27 protein-coding genes are annotated in these 25,801 nt (G+C 73.6%); 17 read left to right on the forward strand and 10 right to left on the reverse strand.

Translation table 11 applies throughout. The annotated features are described in order from the left end of the window. Positions 1–11: 11 nt before the first annotated feature. The 4 genes from dhaL to ACF1A1_RS21895 all read left to right on the forward strand — a co-directional run bounded on the left by dhaL (position 12) and on the right by ACF1A1_RS21895 (position 3,134). A complete protein-coding gene (gene dhaL / locus ACF1A1_RS21880; RefSeq protein WP_392001967.1) occupies positions 12–611 on the forward strand; it encodes a dihydroxyacetone kinase subunit DhaL in 600 nt (199 codons plus the stop codon). Then, positions 604–1,014 carry a PTS-dependent dihydroxyacetone kinase phosphotransferase subunit DhaM gene (locus ACF1A1_RS21885; protein WP_392001969.1) on the forward strand — a complete coding sequence of 137 codons (411 nt, stop codon included), beginning with the start codon at positions 604–606 and terminating at the stop codon, positions 1,012–1,014. Before dhaL ends, ACF1A1_RS21885 begins: the two co-directional genes overlap by 8 nt. 502 nt (positions 1,015–1,516) lie before the next feature. After that, entirely contained in the window at positions 1,517–2,443 is a 927-nt protein-coding gene (locus tag ACF1A1_RS21890; protein ID WP_392002024.1) for a fibronectin type III domain-containing protein, read from the forward strand. A 154-nt stretch (positions 2,444–2,597) separates the two neighbouring features. Then, a complete protein-coding gene (locus tag ACF1A1_RS21895; RefSeq protein WP_392001970.1) occupies positions 2,598–3,134 on the forward strand; it encodes a hypothetical protein in 537 nt (178 codons plus the stop codon). A 91-nt stretch (positions 3,135–3,225) separates the two neighbouring features. Here ACF1A1_RS21895 and ACF1A1_RS21900 read toward each other — a convergent pair whose 3' ends face one another. The 4 genes from ACF1A1_RS21900 to ACF1A1_RS21915 all read right to left on the reverse strand — a co-directional run bounded on the left by ACF1A1_RS21900 (position 3,226) and on the right by ACF1A1_RS21915 (position 7,445). Beyond that, a complete protein-coding gene (locus ACF1A1_RS21900) occupies positions 3,226–3,816 on the reverse strand; it encodes a PadR family transcriptional regulator (RefSeq protein WP_392001972.1) in 591 nt (196 codons plus the stop codon). Positions 3,817–3,847: 31 nt separating this feature from the next. Then, a complete protein-coding gene (locus ACF1A1_RS21905) occupies positions 3,848–5,863 on the reverse strand; it encodes an FAD-dependent oxidoreductase (RefSeq protein ID WP_392001973.1) in 2,016 nt (671 codons plus the stop codon). Positions 5,864–6,058: 195 nt separating this feature from the next. Further along, positions 6,059–6,427, reverse strand: coding sequence for a hypothetical protein (locus ACF1A1_RS21910; protein ID WP_392001975.1), 369 nt, complete (start codon positions 6,425–6,427; stop codon positions 6,059–6,061). A gap of 124 nt (positions 6,428–6,551) precedes the next feature. After that, positions 6,552–7,445, reverse strand: coding sequence for a hypothetical protein (locus ACF1A1_RS21915; RefSeq protein WP_392001977.1), 894 nt, complete (start codon positions 7,443–7,445; stop codon positions 6,552–6,554). Between the two features lie 243 nt (positions 7,446–7,688). Between ACF1A1_RS21915 and ACF1A1_RS21920 the strand changes: the two genes are divergently transcribed. Continuing rightward, entirely contained in the window at positions 7,689–9,749 is a 2,061-nt protein-coding gene (locus tag ACF1A1_RS21920) for a SpoIIE family protein phosphatase (protein WP_392001978.1), read from the forward strand. A 23-nt stretch (positions 9,750–9,772) separates the two neighbouring features. Continuing rightward, the gene (locus tag ACF1A1_RS21925) at positions 9,773–10,060 is read left to right on the forward strand and encodes a hypothetical protein (protein ID WP_392001979.1); all 288 of its coding nucleotides are present in this window, start codon (positions 9,773–9,775) and stop codon (positions 10,058–10,060) included. A gap of 3 nt (positions 10,061–10,063) precedes the next feature. On the opposite strand, the gene ACF1A1_RS21930 is transcribed toward ACF1A1_RS21925, so the two are convergent. After that, entirely contained in the window at positions 10,064–10,957 is an 894-nt protein-coding gene (locus ACF1A1_RS21930) for a putative protein N(5)-glutamine methyltransferase (RefSeq protein WP_392001980.1), read from the reverse strand. Between the two features lie 250 nt (positions 10,958–11,207). On the opposite strand from ACF1A1_RS21930, the gene ACF1A1_RS21935 reads away from it, so the two are divergent. From ACF1A1_RS21935 to ACF1A1_RS21970, 8 genes are all read left to right on the forward strand, one after another. After that, positions 11,208–11,651, forward strand: coding sequence for a MarR family winged helix-turn-helix transcriptional regulator (locus tag ACF1A1_RS21935; RefSeq protein WP_392001982.1), 444 nt, complete (start codon positions 11,208–11,210; stop codon positions 11,649–11,651). Positions 11,652–11,825: 174 nt separating this feature from the next. Further along, positions 11,826–12,431, forward strand: a complete 606-nt coding sequence (locus tag ACF1A1_RS21940; RefSeq protein WP_392001983.1) for a sulfite oxidase-like oxidoreductase — start codon at positions 11,826–11,828, stop codon at positions 12,429–12,431. Next, on the forward strand, positions 12,424–13,179 hold the full coding sequence (locus ACF1A1_RS21945) for a ferredoxin reductase (RefSeq protein WP_392001985.1): 756 nt from the start codon (positions 12,424–12,426) through the stop codon (positions 13,177–13,179). Before ACF1A1_RS21940 ends, ACF1A1_RS21945 begins: the two co-directional genes overlap by 8 nt. A 94-nt stretch (positions 13,180–13,273) precedes the next feature. Beyond that, entirely contained in the window at positions 13,274–13,858 is a 585-nt protein-coding gene (locus ACF1A1_RS21950; RefSeq protein WP_392001986.1) for a hypothetical protein, read from the forward strand. Positions 13,859–13,970: 112 nt separating this feature from the next. After that, positions 13,971–14,939 carry an acetylxylan esterase gene (locus ACF1A1_RS21955; RefSeq protein WP_392001988.1) on the forward strand — a complete coding sequence of 323 codons (969 nt, stop codon included), beginning with the start codon at positions 13,971–13,973 and terminating at the stop codon, positions 14,937–14,939. Positions 14,940–15,038: 99 nt separating this feature from the next. After that, a complete protein-coding gene (locus ACF1A1_RS21960; protein ID WP_392001990.1) occupies positions 15,039–16,205 on the forward strand; it encodes a serine hydrolase domain-containing protein in 1,167 nt (388 codons plus the stop codon). A gap of 149 nt (positions 16,206–16,354) precedes the next feature. Next, a complete protein-coding gene (locus ACF1A1_RS21965) occupies positions 16,355–17,137 on the forward strand; it encodes a GntR family transcriptional regulator (protein ID WP_392001991.1) in 783 nt (260 codons plus the stop codon). A 38-nt stretch (positions 17,138–17,175) separates the two neighbouring features. Next, positions 17,176–18,009: an alpha/beta hydrolase gene (locus tag ACF1A1_RS21970; protein WP_392001992.1), complete on the forward strand. Its 834-nt coding sequence runs from the start codon at positions 17,176–17,178 to the stop codon at positions 18,007–18,009. A 9-nt stretch (positions 18,010–18,018) separates the two neighbouring features. Here ACF1A1_RS21970 and ACF1A1_RS21975 read toward each other — a convergent pair whose 3' ends face one another. From ACF1A1_RS21975 to ACF1A1_RS21990, 4 genes are all read right to left on the reverse strand, one after another. Further along, positions 18,019–18,744, reverse strand: coding sequence for a class I SAM-dependent methyltransferase (locus ACF1A1_RS21975; protein WP_392001994.1), 726 nt, complete (start codon positions 18,742–18,744; stop codon positions 18,019–18,021). 10 nt (positions 18,745–18,754) lie between these two features. After that, on the reverse strand, positions 18,755–19,327 hold the full coding sequence (locus ACF1A1_RS21980) for a PadR family transcriptional regulator (protein ID WP_392001996.1): 573 nt from the start codon (positions 19,325–19,327) through the stop codon (positions 18,755–18,757). A gap of 351 nt (positions 19,328–19,678) precedes the next feature. After that, positions 19,679–21,577, reverse strand: a complete 1,899-nt coding sequence (locus tag ACF1A1_RS21985) for an SMI1/KNR4 family protein (RefSeq protein WP_392001997.1) — start codon at positions 21,575–21,577, stop codon at positions 19,679–19,681. A gap of 153 nt (positions 21,578–21,730) precedes the next feature. Then, positions 21,731–22,081, reverse strand: a complete 351-nt coding sequence (locus ACF1A1_RS21990; protein WP_392001998.1) for a winged helix-turn-helix transcriptional regulator — start codon at positions 22,079–22,081, stop codon at positions 21,731–21,733. Positions 22,082–22,145: 64 nt separating this feature from the next. Between ACF1A1_RS21990 and ACF1A1_RS21995 the strand changes: the two genes are divergently transcribed. The 3 genes from ACF1A1_RS21995 to ACF1A1_RS22005 all read left to right on the forward strand — a co-directional run bounded on the left by ACF1A1_RS21995 (position 22,146) and on the right by ACF1A1_RS22005 (position 25,102). Beyond that, complete coding sequence (locus ACF1A1_RS21995) at positions 22,146–23,051, forward strand: LLM class flavin-dependent oxidoreductase (RefSeq protein WP_392001999.1); 906 nt, start codon at positions 22,146–22,148, stop codon at positions 23,049–23,051. Next, entirely contained in the window at positions 23,048–24,358 is a 1,311-nt protein-coding gene (locus tag ACF1A1_RS22000) for an FAD-binding oxidoreductase (RefSeq protein ID WP_392002001.1), read from the forward strand. The genes ACF1A1_RS21995 and ACF1A1_RS22000 overlap by 4 nt, the downstream gene beginning before the upstream one ends. A 93-nt stretch (positions 24,359–24,451) precedes the next feature. Further along, positions 24,452–25,102: an FMN-dependent NADH-azoreductase gene (locus ACF1A1_RS22005; protein ID WP_392002003.1), complete on the forward strand. Its 651-nt coding sequence runs from the start codon at positions 24,452–24,454 to the stop codon at positions 25,100–25,102. A gap of 358 nt (positions 25,103–25,460) precedes the next feature. Here the strand turns inward: ACF1A1_RS22005 and ACF1A1_RS22010 are convergent, their stop codons facing one another. Beyond that, complete coding sequence (locus ACF1A1_RS22010; protein ID WP_392002004.1) at positions 25,461–25,628, reverse strand: hypothetical protein; 168 nt, start codon at positions 25,626–25,628, stop codon at positions 25,461–25,463. Between the last annotated feature and the right edge of the window lie 173 nt (positions 25,629–25,801).

Raw genomic sequence — 25,801 nt, forward strand, 5'->3', positions numbered from 1 at the left:
AAGGAGATCCAGTGCTCGACGCCGCTTTCTTCCGCCGTTGGATGACGGCCGCCACCGCGTCCGTCGACCGTGAGGCGGAACGGCTCACGGCCCTCGACTCGCCCATCGGCGACGCCGACCACGGCAGCAACCTCCAGCGCGGTTTCCACGCCGCCGTAGCCGCCCTGGAGGAGGAGGCGCCGGCGACACCCGGCGCTGTGCTCGTCCTCGCCGGACGGCGGCTCATCTCGACCGTCGGCGGGGCGTCGGGGCCGCTGTACGGCACGCTGCTGCGCCGGACCGGGAAGGCGCTCGGGGACGCGGCGGAGGTGAGCGAGGAGCAGTTCGCCGAGGCGCTGCGCGCGGGTGTGGACGCGGTGATGCAGCTCGGCGGGGCCGCGCCGGGCGACAAGACGATGATCGACGCCCTGGTGCCCGCCGTGGACGCCCTCGGTGAGGGTTTCGGCGCGGCGCGGGCCGCGGCCGAGCAGGGGGCCCTGGCCACGACTCCTCTGCAGGCCCGCAAGGGCAGGGCGAGTTATCTGGGCGAGCGCAGCATCGGGCACCAGGATCCGGGGGCCACCTCGTCCGCGCTGCTCGTCGCGAGCCTCCTGGAGGCCGCCGGTGAGTGAGGAACAGCGGGTCGGGATCGTGCTCGTGTCGCACAGCGCGGACGTGGCAGCCGCGGTGGCCGAGCTGGCGCGGGGGCTCGCGGGCGGCGCGACCGACGTGCCCGTCGCTCCGGCGGGCGGCACCGAGGACGGCGGGCTCGGCACCAGCGCGGAACTGATCGCCGCCGCTGCCGCCTCGGTGGACCGCGGTGCCGGGGTCGCGGTCCTCACCGACCTCGGCAGTGCCGTGCTCACCGTCAAGACGCTGCTCGCCGAGGGCGACGAACTGCCCACCGGCACCCGGCTCGTGGACGCGCCGTTCGTGGAGGGCGCGGTGGCCGCCGTCGTCACGGCGGCGGCGGGCGCGGGCCTCGACGCGGTGGAGGCGGCGGCCGCGGAGGCGTACACCTACCGGAAGGTCTGACAGCCGCCCGGCCCGCGCCCGCCCGCGCCCTGTCCGGCGCGGGCGGGCGCGGGCGCGCGGGACGGTGTGAGCACCGCCCGGGCGCGATCGCGCCGCGTGCCGCCCGGCGCGAAGACCGGACAGTGACGAGAGCCGGCCCCCTCTGGTGCCGGTCGCATGCCGGAACCGCCCCGAGGAGCCGTACGGTGCACGGCTTCTGACGGTGCGACAGGAGCCGGGGACCGGCGCCGTCTCGGCACCGGCCGCCCGGCCGCCCCGCGGCGCGGGATCAGCGACGACAGCGGTCCGCGCCACCGGCAGGAACTCCCGAGCCCTCAGGGAGAGTTCAGCCGTGAGGAACTTCAGCATACGTAACCCGCGTGACCGCCCACCCACACCGGGCCCTCCCTGCCGCCCTCTTGAAGTGCTCGCGCCACCACGCCATATTGGTCCGGACCATTGCCGCCGTGCCGGGCCGGGAGGCGAAGCCGTGCGACGCGTTGTGCTGTGCGGAGGGGTCCTGATGGCGTGCTGCGCGTGCGCGGGTCCGGGCGGCGGCGACGAGGGGCGGGCGCCCGGTGCTCCCACCGGGGTCACCGCCGAGGCGGGGAGCGCCACCAGCGTGCACGTGATGTGGAACGCGGTCCCCGCGGTCAGCGGGTACGAGGTGTACCGGGGTCCCACCAAGGTCGCGGACGTGCCGGCCTCCGCGCACATGCTCGACGTCACCCGCCTCGCACCGTCCACCACCTACGTGTTCACCGTGCGCGCACGGGACGCCGAGGGCCGGCTCGGGCCGCGCAGCCCGCGGGTGCGGGCGACCACTCCGGCGGCGGTCGCGGCGGACCGTACGGCCCCGACCCGGCCTGGCGGCACCGTCGGCCGGGCGGCCGGGAGCCGGGCGGCCCAGCTGTCCTGGTCGGCGTCCACGGACGACCGCGAGGTGGTGTCCTACGACGTCTACCAGGGCGGGACGAAGATCCACAGTGTCGGCGGGGACCAGACGGCGACGGTGGTCACGGGGCTGCGGCCGGGCACCCGGTACTCCTTCACCGTCCGGGCGCGGGACGCGGCCGACAACCTCTCGCCCGCCGGCGCGCCCGTGCGCCTCACCACCGCGGCCGGCGCCGACGAGGGACAGGACACCGCGCCGGCGGAGTTCCGGGTCACGGCCCGCCGGGCCGACGGGGCGTACTACCTCGACCTGGCCTGGGTGCCGCCCCGGGTGGACGGCGTGGTCACGGAGTACCAGATCCAGGTCGACGGGCGGCCGGCCACCTCGCTCGTGTGGGGCGGGACGCCTCCGCGCGACCGGGCCTCGTACAGCTTCTACGTGGGGCAGGACACCGGCGCCGGGCACCGGGTGCGGCTGCGCGCGCGGCTGCCGGACGGGACGTGGGGCGCGTTCTCGGCGGAGCGGACGGTGACGACGGGCACCGGGCGGGGTTGAGCCGTCCGTCCGGAGGAACGCGTCACCCGGACGGAGGCGGCCGGAGTGCGGGGCGGTCCGGGGGGACGTTGGCTGCCCCTGTGGCAGCACGGGCGTACCCGACCTTCGGCGGCGCAAGGGATGTACCGCCAACCGTGCCGCCGGAGGACACCCGATGCGCACTTCCCGTCTTCTCGTCGGCTCCGGACTGACCGTGGCAGCCGCCGCCGCGCTTCCGCTCGCCGTGACCGCCCAGCCGGCCGCCGGGACCCCCGGCATCTCCGTCAGCACGACCGGCTCCACGGTGTCCGTGGTGACCAGCGCGTGCACCCAGATCAGCGGCAGCTGGGGCACGGCGTCGCTGCTCACCAGCAGCCAGGCGAACTTCGCCCAGGGGCGTCAGGTGGCGCTGTCGGGCACGAGCGTCAGCCAGTCCGCCGCCTGGTCGTCCGTCAGCCCGGGCACGTACACGGTCGTCGTCGTGTGCTCGAACGGCACCACCGCCGGCAGCCAGTCGGTGATCGTGTCCGCCCCGTCCACCCCGACGATCTCCGCCACGGCCTCGCCCTCGCGGGGCGTCCTGGGCGGCATGGGCGGCGCGGTCCGGGAGTACGGCACGGTCACCATGGCGGTGGGCGGCGCACTGGCCGGGTCCGGCATCATCGCGGCGGCCTGGTTCCTGCGCCGCCGCTCGAAGCCGTACCGCCTCTGATCAGCCGCTGACGGCCGTCGCCGCGACTCTGTTCGGTGCCTGGCGACCGCCGCTGAGCCGCACCGCCTCTGGGCCTCACCGGTTCTGGGCCTCACCGGTTCTGCGGCCGTACCGCCTCCGAGCCGTACGGCCTCCGGGACGGCTGCTCGGCCGGTCCGGGCAGTTCTTCCAGGGCCTCGGTCAGCCACTGCGTCCAGAACGTCTCCAGCTCGATGCCCGCGCGCAGGACGAGGTGCTGGAGCCTGGCCTGCGCGCTGTCGTTGCCCGGCGGGAAATCGCGCTTCTCGATCTCCTCGTACTCGGCCAACTGCCGCCGGTGCAGGTCGAGGTGGCGGCGCAGGTCGGCCTCCAGACCCGCGGTGCCGACGACGGCGGCCGCGCGCAGCCGCAGCAGCAGCGCGTCCCGGTGCGGCTTGGGGTCCTGCGCCGCGGCCGTCCACCGCGCCAGTTCGGCGCGGCCCGCGGGCAGGACCTCGTAGGCCTTCTTCTGCCCGCGGGCCGGCTGCTCGGACGGCAGGGCGCGGATGTACCCCTCGGCCTCCAGCTTTCCCAGCTCGCGGTAGATCTGCTGGTGCGTCGCCGACCAGAAGTAGCCGATCGACCGGTCGAACCGGCGGGTCAGATCCAGCCCCGACGACGGCTTCTCGAGCAGGGCGGTGAGGATCGCGTGCGGGAGTGACATGGGCTCATCCTAGGGACGCGCCCGACGGGCCCTACAGCGCCGCCGCCAGCTCCGTGCCCTGCTTGACGGCCCGCTTGGCGTCCAGTTCGGCGGCCACGTCGGCGCCGCCGATGAGGTGCGCGCCGACACCCGCCGCGACCAGTTCCTCGTACAGGTCCCGGCGCGGGTCCTGGCCGGTGCACAGCACGATGGTGTCGACCTCCAGGACCGTGCTCTCCTCGCCGACGGTGACGTGCAGTCCGGCGTCGTCGATACGGTCGTAGCGCACGCCCGGGACCATGCGCACGCCCCGGTGCTTGAGCTCGGTGCGGTGGATCCAGCCGGTGGTCTTGCCGAGACCCGCGCCCACCTTGCTGGTCTTGCGCTGGAGCAGGTGGACGCTGCGCGGCGGGGCGGGCCGCTCGGGCGCGGCCAGGCCGCCGGGCGCCGCGTAGTCCATGTCGACGCCCCAGTGGCGGAAGTACGTCGCCGGGTCCTCGCTCGCCTTGTCGCCGCCGTCGGTGAGGAACTCGGCGACGTCGAAGCCGATGCCGCCCGCGCCGAGGATCGCGACGCGGTCGCCGACCGGGGCGCCGTCGCGCAGGACGTCGAGGTAGCCGACGACGCTCGGGTGGTCGACTCCGGGGATGTCGGGGGTGCGGGGGGTGACGCCGGTGGCGACGACGACCTCGTCGTATCCGGTGACGTCCGCCGCCCGGACGGTCGTGTTCAGCCGTACGTCCACGCCGTGCGCGTCGAGCTGGTGGCGGAAGTAGCGCAGCGTCTCGTCGAACTCCTGCTTGCCGGGGACGCGGCGGGCGACGTTGAGCTGGCCGCCGATCTCGCTCGCGGCGTCGAACAGCGTGACCTCGTGGCCGCGTTCGGCCGCCGACACCGCGCACGCGAGGCCCGCCGGTCCGGCGCCGACGACCGCCACGCGCTTGCGCAGCCGGGTCGGGGAGAGGACCAGCTCGGTCTCGTGACAGGCGCGGGGGTTGACCAGGCAGGAGGTGATCTGTCCGCTGAAGGTGTGGTCGAGGCAGGCCTGGTTGCAGCCGATGCAGGTGTTGATGGCCTCGGGCGTGCCGGCCGCGGCCTTGGCGACGAACTCGGGGTCGGCGAGCATCGGGCGGGCCATCGACACCATGTCCGCGCAGCCGTCGGCGAGCAACTGCTCGGCGAGTTCCGGGGTGTTGATGCGGTTGGTGGTGACGAGCGGGACGGACACCGCGCCCATGAGCTTCTTCGTCACCCAGGTGTAGGCGCCGCGCGGCACGGAGGTGGCGATGGTGGGGATGCGGGCCTCGTGCCAGCCGATGCCGGTGTTGATGATCGTCGCCCCTGCCTCCTCGACGGCCTTCGCGAGGGTGACGACCTCGTCGAGGGTCGAGCCGCCGGGCACCAGGTCCAGCATCGACAGCCGGTAGATGACGATGAAGTCCTCGCCGACCGCCTCGCGCACCCGCCGGACGATCTCCACGGGGAAGCGCATCCGGTTCTCGTACGAGCCGCCCCAGCGGTCGGTGCGCCGATTGGTCGGCGCGGCGACGAACTCGTTGATGAGGTAGCCCTCGGAGCCCATGATCTCGACGCCGTCGTAGCCGGCCCGCCGGGCGAGACGGGCGGCGCGGGCGTAGTCGTCGATGGTGCGCTCGACGTCGGCGTCGGTCAGCTCGCGGGGCGGGAAGGGGCTGATGGGCGCCTGGAGCGGACTGGGGGCGACCAGGTCACGGTGGTAGGCGTAGCGGCCGAAGTGCAGGATCTGCATCGCTATCCGGCCGCCCTCGCGGTGCACGGCCTCCGTGATCGCCCGGTGCTGCTCGGCCTCCGCGTCGGTGGTGAGCTTCGCGCCGCCCTCGTAGGGGCGCCCCTCGTCGTTGGGGGCGATACCGCCGGTGACGATCAGGCCCACTCCCCCGCGCGCGCGGGCGGCGTAGAACTCCGCCATCCGCTCGAAGCCGCGCTCGGCCTCCTCGAGGCCGACGTGCATCGAGCCCATCAGGACGCGGTTGGGCAGCGTGGTGAAGCCCAGGTCCAGCGGGCTCAGCAGGTGGGGGTAACGGCTCATGGCAGGCCTCCGTGCGCGGTGTCGTCCCCAGTAGTTCTAGAGGACCGCGCACGGATTATGCAACTAGTTGCACAACGGGTCGGCGGGTCTGTGCCGCAGGTCACCGGCTCGCGCCGTCGTCATCCCTTCGTACCGTCGCCACCACGGCTCGCGCCCGTCGCCATCGGCTCAACGGGTCACCGGCTCGCGCCGTCGTCACCGGCCTTCGAGCAGGACGTGCAGTTCCCTCTCCTGGTCGCCGGAGGCCGAGGAGAGGTCGCGCACGGTGAACAGGGAGTCCAGAGTCGTGCGCAGCCGCTCGATCGCCCAATAGCTCCCCTGCGCGTCGGCCTCGACGGAGGACGACAGCCGGGCGGGAGCCGGAGGCTCATGGGCGTCGGTGACCTCGAAGGTGCCGAGCCACACCATCGGACGGGTCTCGTGGAGCTGCTCGGGCACGTCCTCGGCGCACCGGTCGGACTCGAAGCACGCGCACAGCGCGTCGAACACGATCCGGGCGTCCTCCTTGCTGCATCCACTGATCTCGACCGAGACGGACTCCTCGTGCGGTCGCTCACGGTCCATCGTGTTCGCTCCTCTCATGGCGGTGACGCGGTAGCGCGGGTTCCCCGCGAACCGCGTCACATCCCAAGAAAAGCACCACTTTCCCTGGCGGGCACCACCTGCGGGGCGCCCGCCCGGCACGACGTCACCCGCGCGTGAAGCGGTACGTCTTGCTGTCCGTCAGCACGCAGAAGCCCGGCGAGAGCACGATCACCCGCAGGGTGCCGGTACGGCGGTCGTAGTCGATGCCCTCCGTCTCGAACGTGCCCGAGCAGGAGCTGCGCAGCGGGAGCTGGCGCAGGGCCGTGACGCGGCCGGTCACGTCGGAAGTGCCGCCCGGTTCGGCGGACAGGTCGATCCGGAGGAGGGGCTTGGTGATGCCGAAGAGGGTGCCCGCCGGGTCGTCGGAGGAGCACAGGAGGGTGGTCGGGCCGGTGAAGTCGCAGCCCTGGACGTCGCGCACGGCGCGGTCGAGGCGGACGGTGGACACCTGTGGCAGGTTCGTCGAGGGCGAGGTGCCCGGGTTGACACCGGGGGTCGGGAAGACCAGCAGCCGGGTCATGGTGCCCCACTCGCCCGCGAGCATCCACTGACCGCCGGGCGCGATCGCCACCCAGGAGTTGTTGAGGGCCTCGCCCGAGCCGAGCGTGTGGACATACTCGGACCAGGTGCCGCCGGGCGCCTGCACCCGGAACATCTTCGAGGTGCCCGAGTCCCGCTGGTAGGGCTCGACGTAGTAGCCGTCGTAGGAGGCGTCCGGGTCGCCGACGTGGTTCCAGCCGCGGGTGCTCACGCCGATGGGGATGGTGCCGATGCCCGTGTAGCGGTTGGCGCTGCCCGCCGGGACCTCGACCGAGGTCAGGCCCTGGCTCTCGGTCAGCGGGTCGGCGCGGTCGGAGCCGGCCTCGGTCCAGGTGTCGGCGGCCGCGGCGGGCGGGGCGGCACCGAGGGCCGCGGCCGTCGCGGTGGCCAGCGCGACCAGGGCGGCGCGGGCGGTACGGACCGCGCGACGGGGTCGCCGGGCAGGGCGCAGGGGCATGGGTCTCCTCCGGGACGGGGGGTGGGTGCGCGCTCGGCCGACAGTCTGGCGGCGTTGGATCGTCATGTACAGGCCAACCGAAGGGACGGGTCCGGGCCGTGAGGAGAACGGCGGGCCGCGCCGTACTGGAGGAGCATGGAAGACGGTGCACCAGGCGTGGGAGAAACAGTTGTGCGCGGTAGAACAAGGAGTGTCGGCACGGGGGACAACGTGCCGCGTCGACCTTCGGAGGCGATGCGTGGCATGAGCGCAGGTGGAGCGACCGCGGCCGAGTCAGGCGGCCCGACCGGCCCGAGCGGGCTGCTGGACGTGCTGAACGTGGCCTCGGTGGTGCTCGACACCGACGGCCGGATCGTCCTGTGGAGCCCGCAGGCGGAGGAGCTGTTCGGCTACTCGGCGCAGGACGCGCTGGGCCGGTACGCGGCGCACGTGATGGTGCACGAGGGCCACGTCGAACTGGTCGTGAAGCTGTTCAACGACGTCATGTCCACGGGCCGCAGCTGGGCGGGCGCCTTCCCCATCCGGCGCAAGGACGGCAGCACGCGGCTGGTGGAGTTCCGCAACATGCGGCTGGTGGACGACCACGGCGACGTCTACGCCCTGGGCCTGGCCGCCGACCAGTCGACGGTGCGCCGGGTGGAACGGGACGTGGCCCTGTCGACGCGGATGGTCACCCAGTCCCCCATCGGCCTGGCCGTCCTGGACACCCGGCTGCGGTACATCACGGTCAACCCCGCGCTGGAACGGATCAACGGCGTTCCGGCGGAGGACCACGTGGGCCGCACGGTCCGCGAGGTGCTCCCCCTGCTGGACACGGAGGCGCTGGAGTCGGCCGCCCGCGAGGTGCTGCGGACCGGTGTGCCCCTCGTCGACCGGTCCACCATCGGCCGCACCCCCGCGGACCCGGACGAGGATCACGCCTGGTCGGTGTCGCTGTACCGCCTGGAGGACACCCGCGGCACCGTACTGGGCGTGGCCCTCTCGGTCGTCGACGTCACCGACCAGTACCGGTCGGCCGTCGAGGCCGAGGCCGCACGCCGCCGCCTGGCCCTGGTCGCCGACGCCTCCACCCGGATCGGCACCACCCTGGATCTGGAGCAGACCGCCCGCGAGCTGGCCGACGTCGCCGTCCCGGAGCTGGCCGACGTCGCCACCGTGGACCTGCTCGACGCGGTGGTCGCGGGCCGGCGCACCGGCTTCGGGCCCGCCGAACCGGCCCTGATCCGCGCGCTGGCCGTCCGGGCGGCCGACGGACCGGACCCGGTCGGGGCGGCCGACACGCCCGGGCAGATCACCCGCTACGCCCCCGACCACCTCGTCACGGAGTGCGTGCGCACCGGCCGGCCGGTCATGGTGACACAGGTCAAGGACGAGCACCTGGCCCGCATCGCCCGCTCGTCGGAGGCGGCCGGGCTGCTGGAGCAGGCGGGCGTCCACTCGTATCTGGCGGTCCCGCTCATCGCCCGGGGCGAGGTGCTCGGCGCCCTGGACCTCAAACGGACCCGCAACCCCCTGCCGTTCGGCCGGGACGACCTGCTGCTCGCCCGGGAGCTGGCCGCCCGTGCGGCGTTGCAGATCGACAACGCCCGCTGGTACCAGAACGCCCGCACCACCGCGCTCACCCTCCAGCGCAGCCTGCTGCCGAGCCATCCCCCGGTCACCGGGGGGCTGGAGGTGGCCTCCCGCTACCAGCCCGCCGGGGCCACCACCGAGGTGGGCGGCGACTGGTTCGACGTCATCCCGCTGGACGGCGGCAAGACCGCGCTCGTGGTGGGCGACGTGATGGGCAGCGGCATCGACGCCGCCGCCACCATGGGCCGGCTGCGCACCGCGACCACCACCCTGGCCTCCCTGGACCTCGACCCGGCGGTGCTGCTGGAGCACCTCGACCGGATCACGTCGGGCCTGGACCACTCCATCGCCACCTGCGTGTACGCCGTCCACGACCCCGACCTGGGCCGGTGCCGGATCGCCAACGCCGGGCACCTGCCGCCCGCGCTCGTGCGCCCCGGCCGTCCGCCGGAGCTGCTCGACCTGCCCACCGGGGTACCACTGGGCGTGGGCGGGGTGGCGTTCTCCTCGACCGACGTCGACTTCGCCGTCGGCGACCAACTCGTGCTGTACACGGACGGGTTGGTCGAGACGCGCCGGCACTCCCTCGACGAGCGCCTGGACGCGCTGCTCGCCCTCCTGGACGACCCGGCGCGCCCGCTGGAGGAGATGTGCGACCTGCTCCTGAGCACGCTGCACCACCCCGACAACCACGACGACGTGGCCCTGCTCGTGGCGCGCGCACGGGCGTGACGCCGAAAGTGGACGGGGACCGGGTGACCGTCAGGAGCGAGGACGGCACCTCGTGGACCCGGACCGTGGACGACGGCACGACCGTCCTCACCGACGGCGGCTCCGGCCTCGGGGCGGACGCCGGGAAGAAGCGTGACACGGTGTACGTCGCCGGGTCCCGTTCCGGTGACGCGCGGACGGCCACCCGTGTCCTGTCCGGCACATTCGACGACAAGGCCCCGGGTGACCGGCGCTTCGGCTTCCCGGGGCACGGGGAGAGGGACCGCGGCGACCGCTCGCCCGCCCCGTCGGGCAGCGGCGCCACGACCTGACCGCTACTCCGTGTCTGCTCCGAGCACCTCGATTTCTCGGAGCTCCGTGATCGCCTCCGTCCCCCGCGTCCCGACCACCACGTGGGCGTACAGCTCCTCGTCCACCGCCAGACGCGTCGTCAGACCGCCGCGGCGGAACGCCTCGACGGCGTCCGGCGCCTGACGTTCGCTCGTCTCGACGAGGAGGCAGCCGCCGGGCGCGAGCCACCGCGTCGCCCCGGCGGCCACCCGGCGCAGTACGTCGAGTCCGTCGGCGCCACCGTCGAGGGCGGTGAGGGGCTCGTGGTCGCGCGCCTCCGCGGGGAGCAGGGGGACCTCGCCGGTGGGGACGTACGGCACGTTGGCGGCCAGGATGTCGACGCGGCCGCGCAGATGGCCGGGGAGCGCCTCGAACAGATCGCCCGTGTGGACGTGTCCGCCGAGGCCGGCGACGTTGCGGCGGGCGCAGCGCACCGCGGCCGGGTCGATGTCGGCGGCGTGCAGCTCGACTCGGCCGAGGGCCGCGGCGAGGGCCGCGCCGACCGCGCCCGAGCCGCAGCACAGGTCCACCACGACGGACGCGCGCGGGGCCTGGGCCAGTGCCTGGGTGACGAGGAACTCGGTGCGGCGGCGGGGCACGAAGACGCCCGGTTCGACGGCGACCCGCAGACCGTGGAACTCGGCCCAGCCGACGACGAGTTCCAGGGGAAGGCCGGCGACACGGCGCTCCACCAGGACGACGAGTTCGTCCGGTGTGCGGGCGGCGGCCAGGATCAACTCCGCCTCGTCCTCGGCGAAGACGCACCCCGCGGCGCGCAGCGCTCCCACGACGGCGTCACGGGAAGGGGGCCACGGCCATGAAGGGGCTGCAGGGGATGACGGGGACTCAGGAGACGAGGAGGGGGACGGTGAGGGCATGGAAGCCGAGAGCCTTTCGGGAGCCGAAGGGCGCTCTCGCGGTCGCCTACCTGCGGCGGTCCGCGCCGTTTCGAGGTGAGAGCACCCGACCTGACACTGCGGTAATGGGTCTCACCCCCTCGGTCGCTCATGGCTGGGGACCTCCGCAGCCGGACGGCCACCCTACCCCAAGGGCAGGACGGGGAAGCCGTGCGAGCCGCGCCGCACCCTGCTGGTTGTACCGTACAACCAGGAGAGCGGAGGAGGTTCGGTGGACGCAGCGCAGGCCGTGCAGACCATCCAGCGCGAGATGACGACGTTCGCCCGGCGCGCCCGCGCCTCGGCGGGCCGGCTGCATCCCGAGCTGTCGCTGGTGTCGTACACCCTGCTCGGCCATCTCGAGGAGAGCGGCGGCTGCCGGGCGACGGACCTGGCCGCGTACTACGCGCTGGACAAGTCCACCGTCAGCCGGCAGGTGGCCGCCCTTCAGCGGGCCGCCCTGATCGAACGGCGCCAGGACCCGCAGGACCACCGCGTCCGGGTCCTGCACCTCACGGACGCCGGCCGCCACGTCCTCGCGCAGGTCACCGAGAGCCGCCGCGCCGCCTTCCGGGAGCGGCTCGCGCGGTGGCCGCAGGAGGACCTGGAGCGGTTCGCGGAGTATCTGGTCCGGTACAACGCGTGGGGGACGGAGCCGGCCTCGGACTCCGGCTGAGGGGCGGACCCGCGCCACCCCACCGGCACCGCCTCCCGGCCCTCCCCCGGCCGCTCGGTCGCGGGAGAGCCGGCACACACCTGACGGTCTCGGGGCGGCCCGGGCCCGGGGCGCGGCCGGCTTGCGCGTACGGTTGACGCAGCAAACCATCGCCGACCGTCACGCTGGAACCGCATGAACGTCACCCGAGGCTTCACCGGACGCCCGCGCGTCCACCGTCCGGGCCTGCCGCCCGGCCAGTACGACGCGGGCGACGACTGGCCCGTGCTGTCCGCCGAGGTCACGCCCGACCTCGCGCCCGCCGACTGGACCTTCCGGATCGACGGGCTGGTGGAGGCGCCCCGCACCTGGACCTGGGAGCAGGCGCACGCGCTGCCCGCCTCCGCCTACGAGGGCGACATCCACTGCGTGACCAGCTGGTCGAAGTTCGGGGTGCGGTTCGGGGGCGTGTCGCTGGACGCCTTCCTCGACGCCGTCCGGCCGGACAGCTCCGCCACCCATGCCGTCGCCTACTCCCACACCGGGTACACCACCAACCTGCCGCTCGCGGACCTGACCGGCGGACGCGCCTGGATCGCCTTCACGTACGACGGCGAGCCGCTCGCGGCCGAGCACGGCGGTCCGGCGCGGCTGCTGGTGCCCCACCTGTACTTCTGGAAGAGCGCCAAGTGGATCGCGGGCCTGCGCCTCCTCGACCACGACGAGCCGGGCTTCTGGGAGCAGAACGGCTACCACGCGCGCGGCAACCCCTGGGAGGAGCAGAGGTACTCCGGTGACTGAGGCGTTCACTCCCCCGACCCGGTTCGCCGTGCCCGGCCGCATCGCCGTGAGCGAGCAGGCGGCGACGGTGTGGCAGACGGCCACGCTCACGGAGATCCGCCGCGAGACGCCGCAGGCGGCCACGTTCCGGTTCGCGGTGCCCGCGTGGACGGGGCATCTGCCCGGGCAGCACCTGATGCTGCGGCTGACCGCCGAGGACGGCTACACGGCCCAGCGGCACTACTCGATCGCGTCCGCGCCCGACGACTCGGGGCACGTCGAGCTGACCCTGGACCACGTGGACGGCGGCGAGGTCTCCGGCTGGTTCCACACCGTCGCCAAGCCGGGGGACGAGGTGGAGGTGCGCGGCCCGCTCAGCGGTTTCTTCGCCTGGCCGGGCGACCGGCCGGCGCTGCTGATCGGCGCCGGCTCCGGGGTCGTCCCGTTGATGTCGATGGTCCGTCACCACCGGGCGCGCGGCCTCGCGGTGCCGCTGCGGCTGCTGGTGTCCGCGCGCAGCCCGGAGGAGCTGATCTACGCGCGGGAGTACGGAGCGGAGACGACGCCCGTGTTCACCCGGAGCGCCCCGGAGGGCGTGCCCGTGGGCCGGCTGACCGCGGCACGGCTGGCGCCGCTTCTCGCGGAGGAGCCGGCGGGCGGCTGGGAGGCGTACGTGTGCGGGTCCAACGGGTTCGCCGAGCACGCCTCGCGGCTGCTGGTGGCGGCGGGGCAGCCGGTGGACCGGATCCGGATCGAGCGGTTCGGCTGACGGTTTCCCGCCGGTCGGCGCGAGGAGCGATCTCGCCCGTGCGGGGTATGCGCTTCCCTTGGGCACTCGTCCGTGTGACGGCGAGGAGGTCGACATGCGAACCCGGGTGCGTGGCTGGCGCCGGCGGCCGAATCCGCTGCGGCGCCGGTCGGACGTCGTGGAGGCGTGGACGGCGCTGGCGGTCGCCGTGCTGCTGCTGGTGGGCGCGCCCCTGGCGGGGGCCGCGGCCGGCCGGTGGGCCCACGACGACGCGCGGGCGACGGCGGCCGAGCAGCGGGCGGAGCGGCAGCGGGTGCGGGCCGAGGTCGTCGGCCGCCCGCCCGGCGCCCTGCCGACGGTGCAGGGCGGCCGTGGCGACTCGTACCGGGTGACGGTGCGCTGGACGGAACCGGGGCAGGGGACGCGGACGGCCACCGCGCGGGTTCCGGTGGGCACGCGGCAGGGTGAGGCGGTCGACGTGTGGTTCGACGCGCGGGGACGCAGCGTCGGTCCGCCGGCGGACGGCACGGCGGTGTGGCAGCACACCCTCACCATGGGCGTGGCCGCGGCGGGCGGCACGGCGACCGTGGTGCTGCTCGGGCACGCGGTGGTACGACGGGTGGCGATGCGGCACCGGCTGGACGAGTGGGGACGGGAGTGGGCGCGCACGGGTCCCGAGTGGAGCCGGCGCAGCGCGTGAGAGCCGTGGGCGTCCCCGCGTGGACGTGGCCGGAGTGAGGTCTGGCGAGCATTCCCACCGCCCACGTACGGTGTGATCATTCGTTCGGCCACTTTACAAAAGGCGGTTGTTCATGGCCCTGTTCGACCTGTCCCTCGAGGAGCTCCACGCGTACCGCAGCGCGTCCACCGAGCCGGAGGACTTCGACGCGTTCTGGTCCAAGACCCTCCAGGAGGCCCGCGAGCACGACCTGGACGCGCGCTTCGAGCCCGTCGACACGGGGCTGGCCACGGTCCGGGTGTACGACGTGACGTTCTCCGGGTTCGACGGTCAGCCCGTGAAGGCCTGGCTGACGCTGCCCGCGGGGGCCGCGGAACCGCTGCCGCTGGTCGTGGAGTTCGTCGGCTACGGCGGTGGCCGCGGTCTGCCGCACGAGCACCTGCTGTGGGCGTCGACGGGCCGCGCGCACTTCATCATGGACACCCGTGGCCAGGGCAGCGCCTGGGGCGGCGGGGGTGCCACCGCCGACCCGGTGGGCGGCGGGCCGGCGTACCCGGGTTTCATGACGCGCGGTATCGACGCGCCCGAGAACTACTACTACCGCCGGGTGTTCACCGACGCGGTGCGCGCCGTCGAGGCGGCCCGCTCGCATCCCCTGGCGGACCCGGCGCGCACGGTGGTGACCGGCGCGAGCCAGGGCGGCGGCATCAGCATCGCCGTGGGCGGCCTGGTGCCGGACCTGGTGGCGGTCGCCCCGGACGTGCCGTTCCTGTGCGACTTCCCGCGCGCGGCGACGCTGACGGACCGTCACCCGTACCGGGAGATCGGCCTGTTCCTGAAGACGCACCGCGGCCGCACGCAGGACGCGCTGCGCACCCTGTCGTACTTCGACAGCGTGCACTTCGCGGCGCGCGCCTCGGCTCCCACGCTCTTCTCCGTGGCCCTGGAGGACCAGACCTGCCCGCCCTCGACCGTCTTCGCCGCCTTCAACGCGTGGGCGCACGAGGAGAAGGCGATCGAGGTGTACGACTTCAACGACCACGAGGGCGGCGGCCCGTACCACCAGGCGGCCAAGCTGCGCTGGCTGAGGTCGTACGCCTGAGGCGGCCGCCGCCTTCCCTCCGGTCCGACTGGTCGGTACGTTCGGGGGGTCCGGGCCGCGCCGTCGCGGTCCGGGCTTCCGGCGGATCACGGAGGGCCCATGTCCGAGCACGTGCCACAGGTTCACGGCCACTGCGACGCGCGGTTCGCCGCGGTGCGGGCCGCGTTCGAGGAGAACGTCCGGGAGCGGGGCGAGCTGGGCGCGGCGGTGGCCGTCGTGGTCGACGGCGTGACCGTGGCCGATCTGTGGGGCGGCTGGGCCGACCGGGCGCGCACACGCGCGTGGGAGCGGGACACGCTGGTCAACGTCTGGTCGACGTCGAAGGGGCCGGTGGCGCTGTGCGCGCACATCCTGGCCGACCGGGGGCTGCTCGACCTGGACGCGCCGGTGGCCGCCTACTGGCCCGAGTTCGCGGCGGCGGGCAAGGAGCGGGTGCTCGTCCGGCACCTGCTGTCGCACCGGGCGGGACTGTCCGGACTGCGCGAGCCGCACACCCTGGAGCAGCTCTGCGACTGGGAGCTGACGACCGCGCGCCTCGCGGCGACGGAGCCGTGGTGGGAGCCGGGCACGCGGTCCGGCTACCACGCGCTCACGTACGGCTTCCTCGTCGGGGAGGTCGTGCGGCGCGTCTCGGGCCTCTTGCCCGGCGCCTTCCTGGAGCGGGAGGTGACGGGCCCGCTCGGTGTCGACTTCACCATCGGACTGCCGGGGAAGGAGGCCGGGCGGGCGGCCGAGCTGGTGCGTCCGCCGGCCGCGTCGAGCAGTGAACAGGCCGCGGTCTTCGGCCAGTTGCCGCCCGCCGCGATCGCCGCGCTGACCAATCCCCCGGTGGGCGCCGACGACGCCAACTCGCCCGGCTGGCGGGCCGCCGAGATCCCGGCCGCGAACGGGCACGGCACGGCACGGGCCGTCGCCGCGCTGTACGGCGTCCTCGCCGGCCGGGGCTCCCACGGCGGGCACCGCGTCCTGTCCGCCGAGGCGGCCGAGCGGGTGCGCGAGGGCCAGGGTGCCTGCCGGGACCTGGTGCTGGGTGCCGGCTTGGCGCACGACACGGAGATCGGGCTCGGCCTGTGGCTCAGCGGCCCGAACGGCTCCTACGGGCCCAACCCGCGGGCTTTCGGACACGACGGCTTCGGTGGCTCCTGTGGCCTCGCCGATCCTGAGGCGGGGGTGTCGCTGGGGTACGTCATGAACCGCATGGGGCCCCGCATCGCGGACGACCCCCGGAAGATGGCGCTGGTGGAGGCCGTGTACAGCGCGCTGTGAGGGCGGCTGCGGGCGGTCGGGTTCCGGGCGGCCGCGGGCGGTCGGGTTCCGGCCGATCGGGCCGCCCGCTCTTCCCTGGTGGTTTAGACCAATGCTAGATCTGGGGGCGCACAAGCCCGCACGGCACGCACCCCCAGGAGGCGCGCGGCATGGCCCGCACCACCCCCGACGAACGGCCCATGTACTGGCGGATAGCGAGGGAGTTGCTCGGCGAACTGCGCGACGGCACCATCCCGCCCGGCGAACGCCTGCCCGGTGAACGGCGGTTGGCGGAGCACTTCGGAGTCAGCCGGGTGACCGTCCGGCAGGCGCTGGAGGTGCTGCGCCGGGACGGACTGGTCGCGACCGACCGGCGCGGCACGCACGCGTCCCTGCCCGGGGCGCCGGTCGGCACCCCGTCCTTCCCCGCCTTTCCGCTGGGCGCCCGGGCCGCGGACGATCCCGCGGCGGTGGACCGGACCGCGGTCGACTGGGAGCCGCCCCCGCCGGAGCACGCCGAGGCGCTCGGGCTCGCGCCGTACCGCCCGACGCTGGTGCACCGCTACGAGTCCGCGGGGGCCGACGGACGCGGGCTGCGCACGGCCGTGACGTCCTTCTCCGCGGTCGCCCTCGCCGAGGTGCCGGAACTCGCCCGCTACCGCGACCGCGCCCGCACCACCGGCGGATCCCCCCAACTGCGCCGCGCCTACGACTGGATGCGCCGGGCGGGCATGACACTGCACCACCGGGACTCCCTCACCCTCGACGACGACGCCCGCTCGCTGCGGGTGACGCGGCGCGTGCACGACCAGTACGCACGGCCCCTGGAGATCACCGACCTGGTGATGGAGGCCCGACAGGAGGAACTGGTCTATGCGTTCACGCTCCCGGCGGTGGACGGCCCGTGCACCGTCCAGGACTCTGCACGGTGGGTCCCGAGCCGTGCGCTCTGAGTCGGTTCGCGCGCCGCGTTCGTTGTCAGGATCGCCTCATGACGACACATGACGCGCAGCAGATCGAGGCGGCCAACGCCACCGACCGCACCCCGGTCGTCTTCGTGCACGGCCTGTGGCTGCTGCCCAGCAGCTGGGACCGCTGGGCCACCCACTTCGAGCGGGCCGGTTACGCGCCGGTCTCCCTGTCCTGGCCCGACGACCCGGAGACCGTCGCGGAGGCCCACGAGCATCCCGAGGTCTTCGCGGGCAAGACGGTCGGACAGGTCGCCGACCACCTCCAGCGGCTGATCGGCTCCCTCACCCGCAGGCCGGCGATCGTCGGCCACTCCTTCGGCGGGCTCCTCACGCAGATCCTCGCCGGGCGCGGACTGTCCGCCGCGTCGGTCGCGATCGACCCGGCGCCGTTCCGGGGGGTGCTGCCGCTGCCGGTCTCCTCGCTGCGTGCGGCGGCGCCCGTGCTGACCAATCCGGCCAACCGCTACCGGGCCGTGCCGCTCACCTACGACCAGTTCCGGTACTCCTTCGCCAACGCGGTGAGCGAAGAGGAGGCCAAGGAGCTGTACGAGACGTTCGCGGTGCCCGCGCCGGGCGCCCCGCTGTTCCAGGCGGCGACCGCGAACATCAACCCGTGGACGGAGGCGAAGGTCGACACCGGGAACCCGGACCGCGGCCCCCTGCTGATCATCTCGGGCGAGAAGGACCACACCGTGCCCTGGGCCCTCTCGCACGCCTCGTTCACAAAGCAGCAGCACAACCCGGGCGTCACGGAGTTCGTCGAGATCAAGGACCGCGGGCACGCTCTCACCATCGACCACGGCTGGCAGGAGGTCGCGGACACGGCCCTGTCGTTCGTACAGCGCTTCGTCTGACCCCCTCGGTCAGCGCACGCGGCGCGCCTCGACCATCCGGACGCGTGGGCTTCCGTCACTCCTGGTCCCGAACTCGGGCAGGGTGTGGAGGGCCACGCGGAACCCGGCCCGCTCCAGTTCCCGGCGCACCTCGCCGAGCCGGAAGGCCCGGTAGTACATCACGAACGGCGGCCGCCACAGGGCGTTGCGCACCCGCATCACGGCGTCGAAGCCGAGGAGCATCCAGAAGGCCGGGGACGACGGGCGGGGCGGGGCGAGCACGGGGAACGCGAAGCGACCGCCGGGCCGCAGCACCCCGTGCACCTGCGTGAAGAGGCCCGGCAGTTCACGGGGCAGGAAGTGCCCGAACGCGCCGAAGCTGACGACGAGGTCGAAGGCGTCCGTGAACGGCAGGGCGCGGGCGTCCGCGCGCACCCAGGACACCCGTGGGCCCGTCGGGCGGGTGCGCTCGCGGGCCACGTCGAGCATGCCCGCGCTGAAGTCGACCCCGGTGACGCTGCGCCGGCAGACCGTCGCCAGCACGTCGACGCCGGCGCCGGTGCCGCAGCACAGGTCGAGTCCGTCGTCGTACGGGCCCGTGCGGCGCAGGGCCGAGGTCACCGCGTCCAGGACGGAGTCGGGGGTGCGGAAGGGTGTGTGGTCGAACTTCGGCGCGAGCAGGTCGTAGCCGTGCTCGACGGAGGACAGCGCCTGGACGGCGAGCTCGCGCAGCGTGGGGCCTTCGGGGCTGAACATCCGGGTCAGCCTATCCCCGCCGGGTGACGGGGGCGCGGCGCTCCAGGAGCGCGAGGACGCGCTCGCACCAGCGCAGGTTCTCCTCCTCGAAGGCGACGCCGCCCATCAGGGTCAGGTAGGGGCCGATCCGGTCGGCCTCGCGCAGGTACTCGTCCTCGGTACGGCCGTCGAGGAGCCCTTCGCGCACGCGCCGGTAGCGGGCGAGCTTGCCGCGCGCCCAGGCCATGCGTTCCTCGATCTGCGCCCGCGTCACCTCGGGGTCCACGCCGTCCATCGCCTGGATCTTGATGAGGAGTTCGTCGCGGATGGCGGTGGGCCTGCGGGGCGGGGCGGCGGCGAAGGCGCGCAGATCCTCGCGGCCGGCCTCGGTGAGCGTGAACATCCGCTTGTTGGGCCGGCGTTCCTGCTGCACGACGCGCGCCTGGATCAGACCGTCCTGGGCGAGCCGCTCCAGCTCCCGGTAGAGCTGCTGCGGGGTCGCGGGCCAGAAGTTCGCGAGGGAGACGTCGAAGACCTTGGACAGCTCGTAACCCGAGGCCTCGCCCTCCAGCAGGGCGGCCAGCACGGCGTACTTGAGGGACATGGGGACATGGTACGGGCCGGTGATTATTCCCGTCAGCGATTATTCAACTAATTGCCTACAAGCCCCTATGAGCGACGCCGCGCGCGTGCCGTACGGCGGTCGGCGGCTCGGCTCCGGCCCGGGCGAGGGCCGGGGGGCCGGGCGAGGGCCGCGGGGCCGGGCGAGGGCCGCGGGGCCGGGCCGGGCGGCGAGGTGTCTTCGCCGGCGGCGCACGCCGCCGCGGCCGGTCCTCACGGAGGTCGCCCGGGAGATCGGCGCGACCGGCGCCCGCGCGATGGACCTGAGCCGTAGCCACGGCCGGTCGTCGACTGCGGGCCCGCCTTCCACCGAGGGCGGCGGGCCCGCCCGGGTTCAGGGCCGGTGCCGCACGAAGCCGGCGTAGGCGAACCCCTCGCCCGCGCGCGGCGCCCGGGTCCAGGACCGGGTGGTGAAGGTGCGGAGCCTGCCTTGGGTGAGCGCGAAGCGGGGAAGCGAGAGCCCGAGTTCGGTGTGCAGGGCTTCCAGCATCCGCAGTTCGCGGTCCGGTTCGGTGTCCTCCGGGCGGAACAGCCGTACGGGGTCCAGGGCCTCGGGTATCACGCCGGAGCGCTGGATCTCCGTACCCCGCACGGTGAACGCGTACAGCTCGTGGCCCTGTTCGGCCACCGACAGGTGGAACGCGGCCGGGTGGTCACCCGGGGACGAGTTCCTCGGGTCGCGCCACACCACCACCGCGCGGCCGGACGAGGAGGCGGCCGGAGCGGGGGACAGGAACAGCGTGTTCAGGTGGTGGTGGAAGTGGCCGTCGAAGGCGAAGGCCCACGCTTCGGCGGTGCGGCCGACGGCGACCACGGCCCGGTCCTCCCAGAGTTCCACGCCCTCCCGCTCGTGGGGCTTCGGTGCCCGCCAGGACGCCGTGCGCGGATCCGCGGGCGCGCTCAGTTCGGCGCCTTCCTCGCCGATCAGGGCGGGCAGGCGGGCGGGGTCGATGCCCTCGACCCAGACGCAGCGGTATCCGTCGGCCGGCCGCCGGTTCGCCGCGGGCTCCGTCAGCCAGGCGAGGCCGGGCGGGTCGAGATCGGGCGCCGGCTCCGGAGCGGGTCCCGTCTCCCCGGCCCGCGGTGTCGCGAGGATTTCCCGCCCGCGCTCCGGGGTGATCAGCGGACCCAGGACCGGATCGGCGAGCAGGCCGACCGGGGCGATCAGCGAGGGCCCTGGGGCCTCCCACAGCGGGAGCGCGTCCCGCAGCACCCGCCACGCGGCGTCGGTCGCCCCCCAGCGGGCCGACTCCCGGGCCTCGGCGACGGCCCGGCCCCACGGACCGGGGGGCGCGTAGCGATGGGTGCCGTCCCGCATCGTGCTCAGTACGGCCTCGGCGGTCTCCCGGGCGACCCCGCGGGCGGTCATCATCCCGAGCCAGTGGTCGTCCCCGCCCAGCCGCCATTCGCCGCGTGCCGGCGTCATGGCCTGCACGGGCAGAATCTCGGGCAGGTAGCGCGGGTCGGCCACCAGGTTGCCGTACTCCCGGGAGCTGCGCGGAGCCAGCAGCTGCCGGAGCTGGTTCAGCAGGACGGCGCTCCGCGGCCGTCCGAAGGACAGCGCCTCCTCGAGCAGGGGCAGCGCCTCCTCGTACCGTCCGCGCAGGGCCAGCAGGCGGGCCTCCTTCACACGGGCGTCCTGGGCGCGCGTGGTCGCGTTCACGAAGTCGGGTCTCTCCACCCGGTCGGAGTGGAAACCGCGGTACATGGCCTCCATGTACGCGCGGAACGACGGGTAACGGTCCGGCAGTTCACCGCTCCAGCCCTTGTAGACGTAGAGCGCCCACTCGCCGTCCGGGTCGCAGTCGCCCGGGTCGAGCAGGGCGTACGACATGTCGGAGTCCGTCTCCAGCCGTAGCGCCCGTTGCCACATCCCGGCCAGCAGGACGTCCTCCTCGCGCGGGTTGTCGCCCAGATTCTGCTCGTACAGCGCGGTCATGTCGTGCGGATCCCGGAACCAGTCGATGTCCGCGGCGCCACCGAGCTGGTAGACCCCGGCCGTCTCGTCCACGTGCCACCCGTCGCTCACGGCCAGGAACTCCCGGTACGAGGGCGGCAGCCGCCGTCCCAGCCGCTCCTCGGCCGCGGCGATCGCCGCCTCGTCCGCCCCTGGCCTGCTCGGGGGAACGACGGCCTGCCCGCCGTCCTCGTCCTCGCAATCGTCCGCGCGCGGAACCCACTCCTGCTGCCAACGTGCCAGGAACTCGTGCCAGTTGAAAGGCTCACCACTCATGGCCGGATGGTGTCATCCGGCACCGACAACGGCGCCCCCAGCCGATGCGACAGCGCCTTCGGCGGTGGCGACAGCATCCGTCGCCGACCACGTCACCCCTGGCAGGGCGCGCGGAGTGAGTGCGCGCGCCTCCTGTACGTGCGTATCCGGAGACTACGTCGACGCCGGAACCCGCCCCGCTCCCCTGGGGCCCGAGCGGCGCATGCTCCACTGCGCGAGCGGTAGCAGGGCGTTCACCAGTGCCTGGCCGTCCGGGGCCAGTTGATAGCGGATCTGTACGGGCGTAGTGGGGATGACGGTGCGCTCGATGAGGCCCGCGGCCTCGAGTTCCTTCAGGCGCTGAGAGAGCAGCCGGTCGGAGATGCCATCGATCATCGCCCGGTACTCGCCGAAGCGCCGGGCGCCCTGGGCGGCGGCCTGCAGTACCGAACCCGTCCAGCGGCGTCCGACCATTTCGAGGGTGTCCTCGAAGCTCGGGCAGGTGTCGTCATGAATGGAGTTCACTTACTAAAGATTAGCACCTTACCCTTTGTTTTGCCAGCGGGGCGATCCGGCCCACTCTGGACACATGACCGACTACGGACACCGACTCTCCTTCGGAGTGAGCCTCGACCCCTCCGCCGGGACATGGGCACTGACCTGGCGCCTCGCGCGCACGGCGGAGGACTCGGGCCTGGACCACCTCGCCGTTCAGGACCACCCGTACCAGCCCGGACACCTCGACGCCTGGACCCTGATCACGCACCTGTCGGCGGTCACCGACCGCATCTCCTTCCTCACCGGCGTCGCCGACCTGCAGCTGCGCCCGCCGGTGATGCTCGCCAAGGCCGCCGCGTCGCTGAGCGTGCTCACCGACGGACGGATCCAGCTCGGTGTCGGCGGGGGCGGCATCCCCGACGCCATCGCCTCGATGGGCGGGCCGGCGCGACGCGGCCAGGACATGGTGGCGTTCACCGAGGAGTCCCTGGGGCTGCTGCGCACGGCCCTGGCCGGAGACGTCGTACAGCTGCACAGCCCGTACCACGCCATCGACGGCTACCGCGCCGGACCGGTTCCCCCGAAGCCCGTCGAGCTCTGGCTCGGCGCCCAGAAGCCCAAGATGCTCGCCGTCACCGGCCGGTCGGCCGACGGCTGGATCGCTCCGCTGAACATCTACCTCCCGCCGCGGGAGGTGCCCTCGCGCCAGCGGATCATCGACGAGGCGGCCACCGACGCGGGCCGCGACCCGAGCACACTGCGGCGCGTCTACAACGTGATCGGCGTGATCGGCGACCACGGCCACGGGAGCGGTCCCGGGCTCGTCGGCGATGTGCGGCGGTGGGTTGACACCCTCACCGAGTGGGTCGTGGAACTCGGCTTCGACACCTTCGTCCTCTGGCCCGCCACCGACCCCGAGCAGCAGCTCGCACTCTTCGCCGGCGAGGTCGTGCCCGCGGTGCGCGAGCGCGTCGACGCCCTCCGGAGCGGGCGATGAACGGCACCCTCTCCGCCGTGCCGGCCGAGCTCGCGGGCAAGGTGGTCACGCCCGACGACCACCGCTACCGGTCTCTCCGCTCCACCTACACCACCGTCGGCCGCCCGGCCGCCGTGGTCCTGCCCGAGTCCGCGGGCGACGTCGCGGCGGCGCTGCGGCTCGCGCGGGAGACGGGGCTTCGGGTGGCCGTCCGCAGCGGCGGACACGGCCTGTCCGGCAGTGGCACCAACGACGGCGGGCTCGTCATCGACCTGAGCGCGCTGCACCGCATCGACGTCCTCGACCGCGGCTCCCGACTGGTCCGCGTAGAGGCGGGCGCCCGCTGGGCCCAGGTCGCCCAGGCGCTCGCCCCGCACGGGCTCGCCATCAGCTCGGGCGACCACGGGAACGTCGGTGTCGGAGGCATCGCCACCGGGGGCGGCGTCGGATGGCTCGTACGGCAGTACGGGCTCACCATCGACCACATCCGTGCCGTCGAGGTCGTCCTTCCCGACGGAACGTACGTACGCGCCGACGCGGAGGCCGAGCCCGACCTGCTGTGGGTGATGCGCGGGGCCGGCGCGGGTGCCGGGATCGCGGTGGCCTTCGAGATCGAGGCCATGGAGCTTCGTGACGTCGGCCACGCACAGCTCGTCGCGGCGGTGGATCCGGCCGGGGAGACGCTGCGCCGATGGGCCGACGTCATGGCGCGGGCGCCACGCGAGCTGTCGACAGCGGTGATGCTGTCCTCGCAGGGCACCACCACCGCCGCGTTCATCACCGCGGTCGTGGCCTCGGATAGCCCGCCCGTGATCCGCGACGCCGTCGAACCGCTGCTCGGCATCGGCGACGTGAGGGCCCAGCAGGCCCACGTCGTTCCCTACACCGAGTTGGTCCCACCGCACCATCTGCACTCCCACTCCGGCCAGATGCCCGCCAGCACGACCAACGGGCTGCTCACCGACATGCCCCCGGACGCCGCCCGCGCACTGGTCACGGCGTCGGCCGGCCCCAACCCTGTCCTGATCCAGCTGCGTTCACTCGGCGGCGCGACCCACGACCCTGCCCCCTCGGCCACCGCGTTCGCCCACCGCCACCAGAACACCCTCGTCATCGCCTCGGCGTTCCCGCCGGACGCCCCCGCCACACTGGCCGCCGCCTGGCGCCCCCTCGCCCCGCACACCGACGGCGCCTACGTGAACTTCGAGAGCGCCCCCGACGAGGCGACGTTCGCCCGCGCCTACCCCGGACCGACCCGCACTTTCGTCACCGACCTGTGGAAGCGCTACGACCCCGACGGCGTCCTGCGCCCCCGGTCACCGGCCTGAACTCCGGCCGCCTCAATCTCACCGACCACGAGCCCGCGGCACGCGCCGCGAGCGCGCGACCGCTCATCTCTCACCCAGTACTGGAGATACTTCATGGCCACGTTGCTGCACATCGACTCCTCTGTGTTCCCGGGCGGCGCCTCCGCCTCCCGCGCCGTGACGCAGACCTTCCGCACGACCTGGGAGGAGCAGCACCCGAAGGGCACGGTGATCTACCGCGACCTCTCCGTCGACCCCGTCCCGCACATCACCGCCCACGCCCACACGGCCGGGTTCGCCGATCCGAACGCCCACACACCCGAGCAGGCCGCCGCCTTCGCCGAACGCGTGCAGCTGATCGAGGAGTTGGAGCGGGCAGACGCGGTGCTGATCGGCGCGCCGATGTACAACTACACGATCCCCTCGACCCTCAAGGCCTGGCTGGACAACGTGATCCTCTTCGGCCGCACCTCGGGCGATAACCCCTCCGCCAAGGGCACCCCGGTCACCGTCGTCGCCAGCCGCGGCGGCTCCTACGCGCCCGGCACCCCGAAGGAGCCCTACGAGTACGTGCAGAACTACCTGACGGCGACCCTCGCCGGCATGCTCGCCCTCGACCTCGACTTCATCGTCCCGGAACTCACCATGGCCCCGCACAACCCGGCCATGGCCGAACTGGTGCCGCTGTTCGAAACCTCCCGCGACCGCGCCCTCCAAGACGCGGCCACCAAGGCCAAAGCCCTCACCGAGCGCCTCGCCGCGTAAGTCACGAGAACGCCGTGCGCGTCCCTGTCACCGGGACGTCGCACGGCGTTCTGACGGTCATCGCCGACGGCGGCTGCCGGAGCACAGGGCTGCTCCCCGCACTGTCGCGAGACGGGCCGGGCCGAACTCCCGGCCATTTCGGCCTGCTGCGCAGGTACTCGGGACGTCCGGTCGGCCTCTAACCAGTGCGGTTTCGTGATCTGTCCAGTCGGTTCGTCGCCGGAGCGTCGTCGGTAGTGGCTGCGGCGGGCTGTCGCCTGGTGTTGACGCCGCCAGTCGGACCAGTGCAGCAGCTTGGCCGCTGACACTGCTGGTGGGTTGAAGACGGCGGCGACCAGGTGGCGGATCTCCGGGGCAGTCAGCTTGACCGGGGGTGACCGCGGGTGAGATGGGCCGGCTGGGCGGGTCGCTCGGGCGCCGCGCCGGCGGCGACGGCGGTCAGGAAGGCCAGGGCGAGCATGGCGAGTGCGATGTGCCGGTGCCATGAGGTCCAGTGCCTGACCTGGTAGTGGTCGAGTGTCCACACACCAACCGATGATCACGCGGTGGCCGTCCCCGTTCCCGGCCGGGTACGGCCACAAGATCGCGAAACCAGACTGGAGTACTAGGCCGTGTATCGAAAGCGGATCTTGCACTGTGGGTGATCGCGGTTCGGACGGTAGGGAGATCTCACGGACGAGCAGTGGGCCGTGCTGGAGC

The sequence above is a fragment of the Streptomyces sp. NPDC014995 genome (assembly GCF_043080745.1).
Lineage (GTDB): Bacteria > Actinomycetota > Actinomycetes > Streptomycetales > Streptomycetaceae > Streptomyces.

Coding starts and splice junctions, on each gene's coding strand:
- ACF1A1_RS21995 (WP_392001999.1), top strand. CDS start 22,146: ATGACCGACTACGGACACCGACTCTCCTTCGGAGTGAGCCTCGACCCC.
- ACF1A1_RS21980 (WP_392001996.1), bottom strand. CDS start 19,327: ATGTCCCTCAAGTACGCCGTGCTGGCCGCCCTGCTGGAGGGCGAGGCC.
- ACF1A1_RS21930 (WP_392001980.1), bottom strand. CDS start 10,957: ATGCCCTCACCGTCCCCCTCCTCGTCTCCTGAGTCCCCGTCATCCCCT.
- ACF1A1_RS21960 (WP_392001990.1), top strand. CDS start 15,039: ATGTCCGAGCACGTGCCACAGGTTCACGGCCACTGCGACGCGCGGTTC.
- ACF1A1_RS21955 (WP_392001988.1), top strand. CDS start 13,971: ATGGCCCTGTTCGACCTGTCCCTCGAGGAGCTCCACGCGTACCGCAGC.
- ACF1A1_RS22000 (WP_392002001.1), top strand. CDS start 23,048: ATGAACGGCACCCTCTCCGCCGTGCCGGCCGAGCTCGCGGGCAAGGTG.
- ACF1A1_RS21950 (WP_392001986.1), top strand. CDS start 13,274: ATGCGAACCCGGGTGCGTGGCTGGCGCCGGCGGCCGAATCCGCTGCGG.
- ACF1A1_RS22005 (WP_392002003.1), top strand. CDS start 24,452: ATGGCCACGTTGCTGCACATCGACTCCTCTGTGTTCCCGGGCGGCGCC.
- ACF1A1_RS21975 (WP_392001994.1), bottom strand. CDS start 18,744: ATGTTCAGCCCCGAAGGCCCCACGCTGCGCGAGCTCGCCGTCCAGGCG.
- ACF1A1_RS21985 (WP_392001997.1), bottom strand. CDS start 21,577: ATGAGTGGTGAGCCTTTCAACTGGCACGAGTTCCTGGCACGTTGGCAG.
- ACF1A1_RS21905 (WP_392001973.1), bottom strand. CDS start 5,863: ATGAGCCGTTACCCCCACCTGCTGAGCCCGCTGGACCTGGGCTTCACC.
- ACF1A1_RS21940 (WP_392001983.1), top strand. CDS start 11,826: ATGAACGTCACCCGAGGCTTCACCGGACGCCCGCGCGTCCACCGTCCG.
- ACF1A1_RS21910 (WP_392001975.1), bottom strand. CDS start 6,427: ATGGACCGTGAGCGACCGCACGAGGAGTCCGTCTCGGTCGAGATCAGT.
- ACF1A1_RS21915 (WP_392001977.1), bottom strand. CDS start 7,445: ATGCCCCTGCGCCCTGCCCGGCGACCCCGTCGCGCGGTCCGTACCGCC.
- ACF1A1_RS21895 (WP_392001970.1), top strand. CDS start 2,598: ATGCGCACTTCCCGTCTTCTCGTCGGCTCCGGACTGACCGTGGCAGCC.
- ACF1A1_RS21920 (WP_392001978.1), top strand. CDS start 7,689: ATGAGCGCAGGTGGAGCGACCGCGGCCGAGTCAGGCGGCCCGACCGGC.
- ACF1A1_RS21965 (WP_392001991.1), top strand. CDS start 16,355: ATGGCCCGCACCACCCCCGACGAACGGCCCATGTACTGGCGGATAGCG.
- ACF1A1_RS21970 (WP_392001992.1), top strand. CDS start 17,176: ATGACGACACATGACGCGCAGCAGATCGAGGCGGCCAACGCCACCGAC.
- ACF1A1_RS21890 (WP_392002024.1), top strand. CDS start 1,517: ATGGCGTGCTGCGCGTGCGCGGGTCCGGGCGGCGGCGACGAGGGGCGG.
- ACF1A1_RS21900 (WP_392001972.1), bottom strand. CDS start 3,816: ATGTCACTCCCGCACGCGATCCTCACCGCCCTGCTCGAGAAGCCGTCG.